The sequence below is a fragment of the bacterium genome, assembly GCA_021371935.1.
Lineage (GTDB): Bacteria > Armatimonadota > UBA5829 > UBA5829 > UBA5829 > UBA5829.
Genome location: JAJFVF010000019.1, coordinates 207819 through 221727 on the forward strand (window position 1 = coordinate 207819; position 13909 = coordinate 221727).

11 protein-coding genes and 1 pseudogene are annotated in these 13909 nt (G+C 47.4%); 11 read left to right on the top strand and 1 reads right to left on the bottom strand.

Features of this window, described 5'->3' with window-relative positions; all coding sequences use genetic code 11:
- The first annotated feature begins 91 nt into the window (after window positions 1-91).
- Together LLG46_13440 and LLG46_13445 are read left to right on the top strand one after the other, a co-directional pair.
- Window positions 92-778 carry a response regulator transcription factor gene (locus LLG46_13440; protein MCE5324299.1) on the top strand — a complete coding sequence of 229 codons (687 nt, stop codon included), beginning with the start codon at window positions 92-94 and terminating at the stop codon, window positions 776-778.
- A complete protein-coding gene (locus LLG46_13445; protein ID MCE5324300.1) occupies window positions 775-2193 on the top strand; it encodes a HAMP domain-containing protein in 1419 nt (472 codons plus the stop codon). Before LLG46_13440 ends, LLG46_13445 begins: the two co-directional genes overlap by 4 nt.
- A 128-nt stretch (window positions 2194-2321) precedes the next feature.
- On the opposite strand, the gene LLG46_13450 is transcribed toward LLG46_13445, so the two are convergent.
- Complete coding sequence (locus LLG46_13450) at window positions 2322-2732, bottom strand: J domain-containing protein (protein MCE5324301.1); 411 nt, start codon at window positions 2730-2732, stop codon at window positions 2322-2324.
- A gap of 894 nt (window positions 2733-3626) precedes the next feature.
- Between LLG46_13450 and LLG46_13455 the strand changes: the two genes are divergently transcribed.
- The 9 genes and pseudogenes from LLG46_13455 to LLG46_13495 all read left to right on the top strand — a co-directional run bounded on the left by LLG46_13455 (window position 3627) and on the right by LLG46_13495 (window position 13890).
- Window positions 3627-4400 (top strand): hypothetical protein, encoded by a 774-nt coding sequence (locus LLG46_13455; protein ID MCE5324302.1) that lies wholly within the window; start codon window positions 3627-3629, stop codon window positions 4398-4400.
- Window positions 4397-8206 carry a hypothetical protein gene (locus LLG46_13460; GenBank protein ID MCE5324303.1) on the top strand — a complete coding sequence of 1270 codons (3810 nt, stop codon included), beginning with the start codon at window positions 4397-4399 and terminating at the stop codon, window positions 8204-8206. The genes LLG46_13455 and LLG46_13460 overlap by 4 nt, the downstream gene beginning before the upstream one ends.
- 2 nt (window positions 8207-8208) lie before the next feature.
- Window positions 8209-8553 (top strand): DUF2019 domain-containing protein, encoded by a 345-nt coding sequence (locus LLG46_13465; protein ID MCE5324304.1) that lies wholly within the window; start codon window positions 8209-8211, stop codon window positions 8551-8553.
- Window positions 8554-8616: 63 nt separating this feature from the next.
- Window positions 8617-9246: a hypothetical protein gene (locus tag LLG46_13470; GenBank protein MCE5324305.1), complete on the top strand. Its 630-nt coding sequence runs from the start codon at window positions 8617-8619 to the stop codon at window positions 9244-9246.
- A 294-nt stretch (window positions 9247-9540) separates the two neighbouring features.
- A pseudogene (locus tag LLG46_13475) lies at window positions 9541-9639 on the top strand (hypothetical protein).
- Between the two features lie 371 nt (window positions 9640-10010).
- Window positions 10011-10169 (top strand): hypothetical protein, encoded by a 159-nt coding sequence (locus LLG46_13480; GenBank protein MCE5324306.1) that lies wholly within the window; start codon window positions 10011-10013, stop codon window positions 10167-10169.
- Window positions 10170-10242: 73 nt separating this feature from the next.
- Window positions 10243-11031 carry a hypothetical protein gene (locus LLG46_13485; protein MCE5324307.1) on the top strand — a complete coding sequence of 263 codons (789 nt, stop codon included), beginning with the start codon at window positions 10243-10245 and terminating at the stop codon, window positions 11029-11031.
- A 503-nt stretch (window positions 11032-11534) separates the two neighbouring features.
- Window positions 11535-13331 (top strand): hypothetical protein, encoded by a 1797-nt coding sequence (locus tag LLG46_13490; GenBank protein ID MCE5324308.1) that lies wholly within the window; start codon window positions 11535-11537, stop codon window positions 13329-13331.
- Between the two features lie 19 nt (window positions 13332-13350).
- Window positions 13351-13890 carry a hypothetical protein gene (locus LLG46_13495; protein MCE5324309.1) on the top strand — a complete coding sequence of 180 codons (540 nt, stop codon included), beginning with the start codon at window positions 13351-13353 and terminating at the stop codon, window positions 13888-13890.
- Window positions 13891-13909: the final 19 nt, after the last annotated feature.

Here is a 13909-nt window from a genome sequence, read left to right on the forward strand (position 1 = left end):
GAATTTTAGTTCCCAACCCCTAACCTCTATTCCCTATCCCCTAATTTGGTTCTTGTGATGAACTCGTCAGTGGTGATATACTGACGGTGATATGAAAATTCTGCTGGTCGAAGATGAAGCGCCGATACGAGAGGTGGTCAAACGCGGTCTGGAAGAGAGCGGCATGTATCATGTGGATACTGCTGAAGACGGCACAACCGGTCTGGATTTGGCGTGGGACGAAGATTATGCGCTTATCATACTGGACATCATGCTGCCAGGCATCGACGGCTGGACCATATGCGAACGGCTCAGAAACAAGCGGATAAGTACTCCCATTCTTATGCTTACAGCCCGCGACGGTGTGCGTGACCGTGTGCGCGGGTTAGAGATCGGAGCGGATGATTATCTGCCGAAGCCTTTCGATTTTGAGGAACTGCTGGCGCGTGTGCGTGCACTTATAAGGCGCGATAAGCTCTCGAAGGGCAGAGTCATTCGCATAGGTCATCTTGAAATGGACACTACCGCGCACAGGGTGTTCTGCGACGGCAAGGAAGTCAATCTGACATCACGAGAATATTCGCTGCTGGAAGCGCTGGCATCCAATGAAGGCAGGGTACTCAGCAGAGAGGCAATTCAGTATCGTATTTGGAACAATGAGGACAGCATGTCCAATACAGTCGATGTCTACATACGCATGCTCCGCAGAAAAATTGATGCGGACAGGCCCGTAAAACTCATTCATACGGTCCATGGTCTTGGATATATGCTTAAGCGCCCGAATATGGAGCAGTCATGAAGTTTAGCTCGGTAAGATTCAGGCTTACATTGTGGAATATCGGAGTGCTGGCGCTGGTATTGTTCGGGTTTCTTGCAGTGATGCACTTTTCGGTGCGCTCCTATCTGCTGTCCGAGACTGATCACAGGCTTTCCGGTATGGCGAAGCGGCACCTTGACATAATTAACAAAAAGGCGCCGAGTAACTTGCCGCCGCCACCAAAAGATGATTCAGCTTCTGAAAAAAAACACTTCCGGCCAATGGTCCATCAGTTTGACCTTAAGGGCAAACAGGTGTTTGTTGCCGGTGAAAAGCAGGAGATAAAAGAGCCGCCTTGGGATGAAAAAGCATTCAAAAAAGCCATGGCGGGTGAGCGAGTCTTCACGACAATTGCGGCTGATGACACGATATTACGTGTAATCTCTCTTCCTATAAGAAAAAAGGGAACCATCACGGGTGTCATCCAGGTCGCAGTATCTTTTGCAGAGGTCCAGGTCATGCTCGAAAGCCTGACTATGACTCTGACGGTCCTTGTGCCGATTGCGCTGCTGGTCGCGGGAATAGGAGGACTTTTCCTGACCAGTCGTGCCCTAAAACCTATAAGGCAGATGGTCGATACAGCCGAAGCAATCAGCGACAGTGATCTGTCACAGCGGCTGCCTGTGATCGGCGCGGATGAGTTTGCTCACCTGGCCGCCACGATAAATGGCATGCTCGCCAGGCTCGACAAGGCATTCAAACAACTAAAGGATGCTTTCGATCGGGAGAGACGCTTCACCTCCGATGCATCTCACGAGCTCCGCACGCCACTGACCGCTATAAAAGCAAATACTTCACTGGCGCTGCTTGCCGACAGGACGCCGGAGCAGTATCGTGAGACTATCAGTAAGATAGATCAGTCTGCGGATGCTATGAGTAGTCTGGTTCAGGATCTTCTGCTGCTGGCTCGCTCGGATGCCGGACAGTTGGCTCGTGAATTTCAACCTGTCGACCCTCATGATCTCTTCGATAATGTTCTGGCCGTTGTCCGTCGAACTGAAAATGATGCGAAGGTGACGGTGGATGTGGCGGATTCGACCGGCCTGATACTCGGCGATATGGAGCACCTCAACCGTCTGGTTATCAATCTGCTTGAAAATGCTCTGCGCCATACTCCGTCCGATGGTGAAGTAACCCTGAGTGCACAAAGGCGGGATGGTATGGTGGAGTTGGCCGTGGCGGACACCGGGTGCGGGATTGCGCCTGAGCATCTATCGCATCTGGGCGAGAGGTTTTATCGTGTGGATGCTGCTCGCACAAAAAAGAGCGGTGGTGCAGGTTTGGGGTTGGCTATATGTCGCAGCATTGTGGAGGCTCACAACGGTTCCATGGCAATAGGCAGTTCACCTGGGCAGGGCACACGTGTTACCGTCACTCTTTCCCCAGCCAAAAAATAAAAAACTTCAGCTTTTTTTCGTTTGCTTGTTTAAGCTCTGGCGGGCGAGGGTATAAACGCCTTGACTCGCCCAAGTCATCCTGCCGGGGGCCTCGGTGCTTAAACGCCGAGGCCCCCGGAAACGTACGGCTATAGTTCCAGTTTGCCGAAACGTCCCTCGGTTGGATTCAGCTCTTCGCGAATATTCGCGTAGGCTCTGTTTATGGAATCGAGAATGGCAGCCGCTTTTTTTTCTTCTTCAGAGCCTGACGGAAATCTCTTCGGGTCGGCACGCAGTGCAAGCCTTTTCCATGCAGCTTCCACTTCATCGAGTGATGAACCCGGTTTGATACCTAAGGTCTTGTAATCGGCAATCAGGTGCGCTTGTCGTGGTGGAATGGCCGTTTGAGTCTGGACCGTGATCGACAGCAGTGAACCGTTGGTCTTGTGCTGCTCTGCGGTTCGGCGAAGCTCCTCCTCGGCTGCGATTTGATTGATACGCTCCTGAGAAGTCGTCAGATAGCCGCGCATTATGAGTGATATTCGCCTGAAAATTCCCAATTTAACGCTCTCACATAATGAGAAATAATGCTTAATGCGAATTAGCTTGAGTGTAAATTATACACTTTTCAGTCGGCGAAGGCCGACTTCGTGCTGTTGTAACTGCGGTTTCAACCGCACGGCGAATAAATTCGCAGCTACAACTACACAAAGTCCAGGTATATTCGGAACAGCCGCGATTTCTCTCCACAGTATAACTATATTTGTAATTGAGCGAACTATATCCAAGAAACTCAATAGCTTTCGGCATCATCGTGCTTGAAGACATCAATCTATCAGCTTCCCATAACCTTGAACCAGTCCTGAAAGAAGCCGTCAAGCTTCAGTCTTCCATACTATTCTTGAAAACTCTATCGTTTCCCTCTAATACAAATCCGTGTAATAGGCTGCGAGTGGCCAGATGAGCAAGATACACAGCCCAATAGTGGCAGCGAAAACATCAATGACAATTCAGCAAACAGCATTTTCAATATACAACATTGTGAAAATATTAGAAATATATATTTGGTTGCATTCTATATCAAAAAGATATTTACGGGAAGCGAAGGAACATTGTTTACCGAATAAGCTTCATGTTAAACAAGCTCTGCAAAAACAGCCATTGCTTTTGAATTCCAAATAATACTCACACAATCATCATTGGATGTTCTGCTGATAAGTTATCCGGAGTGATTGTTCGTGTCAATTATATATCGCCGAGCCTTGCATGCACAATATATGACTATAAATTACTCGTATGATCACAACAATATCTTTGACGCCACCACAACTGTTGTGGTTTACTGGCATATAGTTCAAGTAATCTGGTCGTAAAGCCGCCACTATCAAATATATGCTTGTTTCTTATTGATTTTTTAGATGAAAACAATTTGTATGTTGAAAGGAGTTTTCTAAATGATCAGGTTGTTTAAAAGCGCACTCCTGTTCTTCTGCATCTATTTAATATCAGCCACATCTCCGATATTGGCTGACACTAAATCTGATTTTCTCTCATCTAACCCAAACATAAGTGGTTGGACTGTTGGCTATCTAGATAACGACCAAACTTTCGCTGCATACAACACGACATTTGATGATGGTTATGGTATCGCCGGTTGGGCTATGAACAATTCTCCAGGTCCAAAGGGAGATGTGACAATCAACTATACAGATCAACCTATTGATAGATACGGCATCCATTGGGAGCCGGGCGAAATACTTGTGCACTCTCCCCTTAGCAGCGGCGGAGTGGCTATTAAGTGGAATGCGACTGATTCGGCAGCGGCTTCGGTGGATGCAAGCTTTGTCGAACACATTTCAGGAGCCAGTCCAAATATTGAGCTGTGGAGTGATGATACCAAGATATACGAATGGGTAATCGCCGGCACTGCAACTCAAAATACTATCTCATCCACTTCGAGTGTGAGCGGCATAGGTGATGTGCTGGAAAAATCATGGTCTTTGACACCGAATTACGCCAGCGAGATAACACTTGTAGTTTTACCCTCAAAGGGTAATATTGCTTCTTACCATCTTGGAGTCTTCCTGAAAGTCAATTTGAAGTCTGCGGATGTGGTTTCCAGTGCCTCGGTTAATTATGGCTGTCGTCTTCCTGTGGTTCAGGCAAAGACCTCTAATCTGCAGATGGCGTCCGAGGCTGGTTCCAATACGGAGGTGGCGACAAAATGAAACGATTACTCATTCTTATAACCACTTGTCTTATTTTACTAGCCAGTCCGTGTTTTGCGACAACTTGTTATGTCACTGCGGATGGCGCAGGGAGCGGCGATTGGAGCAGCCCATACAGCAGCATTCAGGCCGCTATAGACGCAGCCACATCCGGTGATGAGGTTTGGGTCAGAGGCTATAGCGATGGTGTTACCGTATATCCAGAGAATCTGACTTTGAAAAGTGGAGTATCTATCAGGGGCGGTTATACGGGCAACGGCAGTGAACGAAGTGAAAGCTATGTCACTACCGTCTTTCCATCAAGGGGAACAGTAATCTCTGCAAGTAATATACCCGCCAGCCCGACTACTCTTGTTGAATACCTTACCATTAAGACTGCAAGTTCCAACAAGGCATATGCCGGCGGAATCAATTGTGAGAGCGCTTCCCCAACATTCCAGCACTGCCATATCTGTTACTGTCTTGGCTCGGGAGTTGGCGGTATATGTGCTGATATTTATTCATCACCAACAATCGAGGACTGCGAAATAGACCACAATTCTACGATTGATGCTTTATGCGTGGTGGCATTATACTCCGGCATCTGTCGAAGAAACGAGATTCATGACAATTCTGATTACGCTTCAATGATGGGTGCAATATATGTGGGTCCTTATGGAAGCGGAGTTACGATCTCGGATAATCATATTTATTCCAACTCGGCAATCTCGGCAGGCGGTGGGATTTATATCGATAGCACCTCAGTCACATTAACAGGCAACATCATTGAGAATAACTCGGCATACTATGGCAACGGCTTATATTGGAATAAAGGTGCTAATTCCGGCAGCATGTATAACAATGTCATCAAGGGCAACAGCGCCGGAGCTTCAGCGATATATATAAATACAACCGCTTGTACCGGCTTTGTCAACAACACAATCGTTGGTAATACAGGCGATGGCAATTTCAAGCCTGTCGAGATAACCGGCGGCACTCTTGATCTTTATAACAATATAATAGCCAATAACTCCAACTATGGGGTTTATACATCCGGGCAGATAGACTATTCATACTACAATTGTCTGTATAACAACGGCACAAACTTCAATGTCACACCCAGTTACAGCGCAGGGGTGGTTACATCTAGTCCTACATTTGATACGGATGGGTATCATATAACTTCAGATTCCAATTGCTTGAATGCCGGCTACAGTTCCGCTCCGGGACTTCCAACCACGGATTTGGATGGAGACACACGTATTTTATACAGTGCGGTGGACATCGGAGCAGATGAGTATGTTGATGAACTTCCACCATCCCCCGGCACAGCATCAAGTCCAACTTTCAGCAATGGTGCAACTGCGATTCAAGTCGACTATACAGGCGCATCCGATGATGCGAGTGGGCTCAAAGAAGTAGTTCTTTGGTATCGTGAGGGAGTTCATGGTGCGTGGACAGACTCCGGGTTTACTCAAACCGGTGCATCAGGTTCATTCAGCTTCTCGCCTACTAAGCAGACTACGTATTACTTTGACCTTGTTGCTGAAGACAATGCCGGCAACATGTCCAGTGCTGCGGCAGGAGATGGAGACTGCCAAACGATCTGCCAGACTGATCTGTCTTCGAATGCGTCTGGACATGCATTTATTCACAATGAATATCTTTACCCTGGAGGGCCTAAAGTCCGCGTCAGTGCATATGACGATCAAGGCAGCGAATATCGCCAAACGACCATAACATATGGTTCTGAAGGCGAGGTTGTTTCTCAATCAGGCAGCGCCGAATCTGCCGGTTACACATATGACGCGGCGTATAGAGTCAAGACCATAAGTGATGGCAATAACCAGACAACCAGCTACACGTATGACCTGAATGGCAATATAACACTTGTCGAACTGCCTGGAGGCGATACGATCCAGTATACGGAGTATGATCCAATCGGCAATGTATTGGAGCGAATCGATCCCAACAGCGTGACGACCAATTACGTCTACGATGACCCAGAGAGTTTGCTGACGGATATAGAATATCCCGACAGCTCATCTTTGAATGTCCACTACGACTACGATTCTGTATACGGTCGACTCACCAGCGCGCAAGACGGGACCGGAACGACTACATTCGACTATGACGATCTCGATCTGGTAACAAGTGCCACCACTACATACACCAATTTGCCAGCCCGGACTATCGAGTATGATTTCTGGCCGGACGGCAGTCTGGACACTATGACAACGCCTGCAGGCGACTTCACATACACATACGATGCAGCCGGTCGGCCAACGGGCCTTACTAATCCGTTCAGCGAATCCTTTTCTTGGGACTATTATAGTAACGATTGGCTGCAGACACAGACTTCGCCGGTCTCGGAATCGTCATATGAATATAACCCGCGTGGTTTCCTTACGAGCCTTACAAACAGCAAGACAGACCAGACCCTGCTTTCGGAGTTTACCGGCACATCGGGTATGGTCTACGATGCAGTCGGCAATCTGCAGTCGGTGTCGGTGAATATACCCGGTTCGACAGTTCTGAGCGGGACTACTGACTACACATACGATATCAAGAACCAGCTTACTCAGGAGCTTTCGACACGCAACAGCGGCTACACATATAACTTCGTCTATGACGATGCCGGTAACCCAACGACTTTCAAGGGCAGCAGCCGCACATTTAATTCAAGAAACCAGAACACTGCATTTACCTACGATGCCAATGGCAACCCGACAAGCTATAACAGTAATACGCTTGTCTATGACCCGGAGAACCGACTTACTCAGTATGGCAGCGCAATGAACGCCGGATATACAGCCGATGGGCTGCGAGCATGGAAGCAATCCGGCACAACTGTAACTTATTCCCTCTATGCAGGCGGCGTCCCGGTTTGCGAAATGGACGATACCGGCTCTGTGATGGCAATAAACACTTTCGGGCCGACCGGCCTGCTGGCAAGAAGAGACGGTTCCACGAGCACGTTTTATACTTATGACCCGCTGGGAAGTGCAGTCCAGACCCTGGACTCAAGTGGGACAGCGACCTCCACCCAACTATATGACGCTTATGGAAACCTGCTTGCCGGGATCGCCACAACGCCATTCGGCTATGGCGCTCAGTACGGCTACTATACAGATTCCGAGACTGGTTTGCAGCTTCTCTCTCACCGTTATTATGATCCGGCCGAGGGTAGGTTCCTTACTCGTGACCCGATAGGCTATGAGGGAGGAATGAACCTCTACGGATATGTGGAAAACAATCCTGTCAATGCGATTGATCCGAGTGGGTTGTGTGGTGAAACAAGCTTAGGAAAAGAGTTTTTAAAACAACTAAATCCATTTGATCCGAATTCTGCATTTTCCAGGCAAGCTTATTCGATAGGCGATTTTTATCGCGGGCGCTGGAAAAGCGCAGCCGATAACTCCGGTTGGGCACAGATGCAGGAATCTAATGCATCTTCTGGCGAGTTCAAAGCATATGTTGGAACTCAGGTTGTGGCAGGAGTTGCTATCATAAGTGCAATTGCATTGAACGCTGCCGGAACTGCTGCATCTTCAGAAGTTAGTGAACTCGAACTCCAAACCCATCATATTGTAGAGCAACGCAATATAGGGCGATTTGGCAAGGAGCTTATTGATAATCCAGATAATCTTGTCGATATAGAGAAGTCTCTTCATCAGCAGATAAGCAATTTCTATTCGTCGAAGAAACCTTTTCTAACTGGCTCCGACACATTAACCGTTAGGCAATGGATGAACACTATGAATTATGAGCAACAGCTAGAATGGGGCAAAACCATAATTCAGAATATAGCAACTGGGAGATGGTGACAATGGTTGAGGATGATGTATCAAAATTAGTTGATGAATTTGCTGAAGCGATTATCAAGCAAAATCAAGCGATACACTCTGGAACAACAAAGGAAGTTAAACATTATGGCAATAAAATAGGTCCGACTGCGCGGAAGCTGCTACAAAAAGGGGAAGAGGCAAAACGACAGTTTGCTACTTTATTTAGTCATCCGGATCGAGAAGTTAGAGCAAACGCTGCTTTTTATCTCATAAACTCAATGCCTGAAGAAGCATTAGCAGTTTACAAGGAATTGGCACAGGGTGACGATCTTGTAGCACTAGGTGCACAGATGCGTGTCAAAGAATGGGAAGAACGCCAAACATAGCATCAATAAAGCAACTGGGTCTGATAGAAACACAAATATTATGACCCAGCCGAAGGCCGCTTCATCACTCGTGACCCGATAGGCTATGAGGGAGGGATGAACCTCTACGGATATGTGGAAAATAACCCAGTTAATGCGATTGATCCCAATGGGTTCTGCGGGGAAGGTGGTGTCTTGGGCGGACCACCGATGTGGTATGACAAGTTAGCTGATGCAACCGACAAATATCTTCCTGACAGTCCTATACTAGATGCGCTGATTCCAGGTTATTCATCCTTGCGCGGTACGTTTAAGTTTCCTAAGAAGATTGGGCATTGTGGCGAGGGAGCAGGCACATTCGTAGGACGTCCTAGTGTTCGGAATGCACCAGGTTTAGTGGATGATGTAGTTACCGTTGTCACAGTGATTACCGCTGGCGTAGCTGCTGCAGCTCCTTTTGGGGCGGCGGAAGCAACAACTATACCTATCAAAGGCTACACAGGTCATGGTATTGAGCAAGCTATATCGCGAGATGCACATGGTGTTTCAACGAAAGCAATACTCGATGCAGTAAGAAATCCAAGAAAAACAGTTTCACAACCAACACGTGGAACCACTCTTTATGTGGGCAGAGATGCAGTAGTTTCACTTAATCAAGAGGGCAAGGTGGTTACCACATGGGCTAAGAATAGTAATGGGTGGAGGTATAAATAAAGCGATGGATAAACAATCCGCGGTATCACAAGAACAGTTGACACTACTACACGAGGTTATATCGAAATGTAGTCCTGAGTCACTAGCAATACTAGATCATATCGGAGAGTCACCGCTTACCAGTGAACAACGAGAAGAGCTTCGTGAGATCATTTGGATGGAATTCTGTAACACAGGGCTTCGAGAAGATAGCGAGCCAAATGAGAGAGGATTGGTTCTCGAAGGACTCATTGATATGTTGGGCCACTTGTAACTCATAGCCGTTGGATATCTTACTGGATCGATAACTGATTCGGCAGGTTCCTGACTCGTGACCCGATAGGATATGAGGGAGGGATGAACCTCTACGGATATGTGGAGAATAATCCTGTTAATGCGATTGATCCCAGTGGGTTCTGCAGGAGCAAGCTGTGGTGGGAAAAGCTTGAAGACGGCGATTATGTCGGCACCCAGCGGGGAGAATATGCTGCTGAATGGTATGCGGCGCAATATGACAAAACTCACAATCCGCTGTATATCGCCGGTGGTCTATTTTCATCACTCTGGACACCGAAAACGTGGAAAGAAACTGCCCTAACGGTTTCGACCGCTAGTGTTGGTAGTAGTGCAAGTGGCGGAAATCTATAGCACAGGTTACACTCAACAGAGCGGAAGGCCTGGCATTCGAAAATGGCGCTCTTGCCGGGCGAGGAATAGCAGCCAACACTGAGATGGTTGCGGGCAGAACGCTGAGTGGAGCTGTACGAAACACTGTGTTTGATTCTATGGAGGGTGGACTTACAGAGGTAAAGAATGTAGTCTATCAATCATATACTAAGCAGTTGCAGGCGCAAGTAAGCTATGCTGAAGCAACCGGCCAGAGCTATGAGTTTGATTGTAAACACAAGCACAAAGGTGTCCAGACCCTTGCAGGGAGCCATTAAAAACATAGGTGGAACCATAACAAAATTTGATACTGCAACAGGCACGTTTGTACCTTACTGATAGGAGATACTAATGGTCAGAGAAATTGAAATGGATATACTTACACCGAGACGCCTTATGTCCAAAGAAGATGGGCGAGAGGTGCTCGATCTTCTATGCAAAACTTCACCCAATCTCATTCCTGAGAAATGGGGAACGTATGAACCTATTCGCACTCCTTTTGATCCGGCGGATTATGGACCGGCATTAAGTGATTGGGGCAATGTGTTCTTATGGAAGCGCAGACAGCCAAAAACAGAAGGAAGTGTGTGGTCTGCATGGTCTGTACGAAAGAAGACCGGTAGTATTATGGTGACAGTCGATGCCGCGAAAGCTGACGTTGCCGGGTTGATACGGTTACTTGAGATGTCCGCTCCAGGACTCACTCCCCATTTTGCATATATCCATATGCTTACTGAGCAAGACATTGACATTGGCAGATTGAACGATACAGTCGGCTGCTTGGACCCGGAGCGCCAGCGTTATGGACTATGCGTTACCGGCTATCAACTGGAAAAGTACATACCAGAGCTATACTGGGTGACAGTATTCGGCAAGCCCTATGTGGAACTCTTTGGTCTGGACAGACTACTTTGCGCTCCGGCGCCTGTTGTCCGTGAGATTGGCGGCGGATGTGTCTATATTCAGCTCAGCGACAGCATATATGACCTGGAAAATGACTACCAATCCGTCAACAACACAAGACTTGCTGTAAAGAAGCATCTGGACTCCAATGCATTCTTTGATCCTGATGCGCCTAAAGATCACGTGTATAATGTGCCGGCTCTGGAGCTTGAGCCGCTGCCGGATTCGGCGAGATGATTGGTGATTTGAAAACAATAAGGAGCACTCTTGAGATGAAAGCGAAATATATAGTCATAGAATTAGCTGCTGTTGGAATATTGCTTTGCCTGGCAGTAGTTCCTGTGCAGAGTTGGACTTATGATTCCGGCGGCGGTATACTACAAGTGGATAAATGTACTGCAGGTTGTCATGATTGTATGAGCTGCGATTGTCCTCCAATCACAACAACGCAATCAGGTCCAGGCCCAGTATACGGTGTTGTTTACTCAGGCACAAGCGGCTGTTACGCCTACTTACATCTTGCCAGAACATGTTGGAGTAAATGGATATGGAACGGTGGAGGAATCCCTGCAACTACTTGGATAAATGAATTTGCATCGTATGCCATCTACAGTCCATACGGGAACAGCTTCACTTACAATTTTTGCTCGTGCATTGGTGTGCCCGCTCCTGGAACTACCAGACGTGATAGGTATTATAAGGTTGACTCCTCTTCCGGAGTTATTGAGATATCGGGTTGGGTGGATGGCAAGGGAGAATGCTCAGGGTATAAATATGGTGTTCATGTAGGCACTACATGGGCATTTTCTATTTTAAGTAATTACACAGGCCCTATCGCAGACCGCAAAACAATAGCTTCTCCTGGACGCCGTGGTGCTCCGACATATCCGGCAAGGCCGAGCTTTTCGCCCGTTCATGGAGGCTGCCAGGAAGGTGATGATCCTGTAGATCTTGCTACAGGAGAGCATGTCTATATTCCGTGTGCGGATATAAGTGTCTACAATCCGTATGGACCTGGAATAGTCTACCAGAGAAACTTCCTGAGCAAGGTGGCCAAGGAGGGATATGCTTCTGCCGGTCAGTCTGTTGGCTGGGTGGATACATATGATGTAAGTATGACTTCAAGTGATGCGCAGACCTGGAGCGATCTAACACTGAGATACCCGAACAGCGCCGAGGAGGATATGACTCCTGTGCTTGACAATGACGAGCCGACCGGCGAATTTACTGAACCCACTGGTTCCGAGTTCATTGTTACCGGCGTGCCGTCAGGTACGACAGGTCAGTGGCAGTCAATATCAATAACTTTCAAGGATCAGACTGTTTGGACATTCACACCAAAGGCAGCAGACAGCTATGTGCTCACCCGGATATCGAATAGAATGGGCCGCTATATTACAATAAACAGGGACTCGAACAATAACTATCAGGTAACCAGTATTGTCGATGACAGTACACCGGCCAATTCTTTGCTGAGCTTTGTTTATACGAATGGCTACCTGACATCCGTTACTGACGCATATAACAGAAAAGTAATTTACTCATATGGAAGCAGCGCGGGAACAACATGTCTGCTTTCGACTTCTCAGATCGGCAATGTATCCGACAGCGCTATACCCGCTCGATGGACTTATGGATATACCGCATATGTGGACCCGGCAAATCCGATGGGGCCAGCACAGCCTCACGTAACTTCCGTCAGTTTTCCCAGCCCTACAGGTTCGGGTATGAGTACAGAGACTTTTAATTACAACTCTGATGCACAGGTGGAGTCGATTGTCGATGACAATGGCAACCAAACGGAATTTTCTTACAAATATACTGATGGCACCATTGTTAGCATAAAGAATTTGCAAGATGTCGTTGAGTCTCAGTGGATTGCCAACTTCGATCCTGCCAATGGCAATATTGACACAGGTATTACTGACGCGACAGGATACGATATAGCGTATCTGTATGAGGATTCTACTAACCCAACAAAGATTACAAAAATTGTTGATCAGAAAAGACAGGAAACATCACTTGCCTACGACCAATACGGCAATATCACGAGCACCACGACTCCAAGAGATACTACGACTACCTACACTTACGATTACAACAATTTCGCCCTCGGCAGACTGACGAGTATTCAGGAAGGAACCAAACCGGCAACGACATTTACATACTATGAACCGAGCGGATTGGTGAATACAGTTGTTGGTCCCAAGCCAGGCACAACCGGCGGCAGTGAGACTGTGAGCACTTCGTTTACTTATGACAGCCTGGGAAACGTACTTACGAAAGTGGCACCTGGAAACAATGCCACTCAGACGATCACTACAACATACAACTACACAACAGACGGCATCTACACTCAATCTGCCAAGATCGGGCAGCCGGTAACCATTACAGATCAGTTGGGACATATTACCCACATTCGATATGATTCGCGAGGAAACGTGACCGAAAGCACTGACGCCATAGGTAACACAACCAGCTTTATGTATAATATTGCCGATCAACTGTCTGATATCATTCATCCGGTGATACCTTGATTCGAAACATAAGTTGAGTTTGCATAATGAAGCGAAAACAAGTAGGAAATATACATATCCCACGGCTCCAATCAGAACCGCCAAGCATTCAGCAACATCACTCGCAGGGGCATTCGGTTCTACCCGGCTGCTTACAGATTCAGGTGGCAGTGTTATTGATCGGTATTCTTATGATGCTTATGGCTCACTGATTACGCATGATGAGTTTACAGGGCATATCGACCAGCCGTATCAGTACGTCGGTGAACTTGGGTATTATACGCATTACCAGGAGCCTGAGTTTGGGCTGTTACAGCTTGGGGTTAGATTTTATGATGTGGAGACAGGGCGGTTTGTAAGTAGAGACCCGGCTAAAGAAGGGTTCAGTTACTACAGCTATAATGCTGGGTCCCCACTAGTTCTTGCAGACCCGAAAGGCCAAACTTGCACTCCAGTCAATAGTTGGGGTTCCCAGCATAAGCCTTGTCACCAAGAACAACCAGATTGGTTCTGTTTTCAAGCATCTGGCTTACCACGTATGCGTTACTGCTGCCGTGGTAGGCACGCCATAATGGTTTGAGAAGTACCTAGTAGTCCTC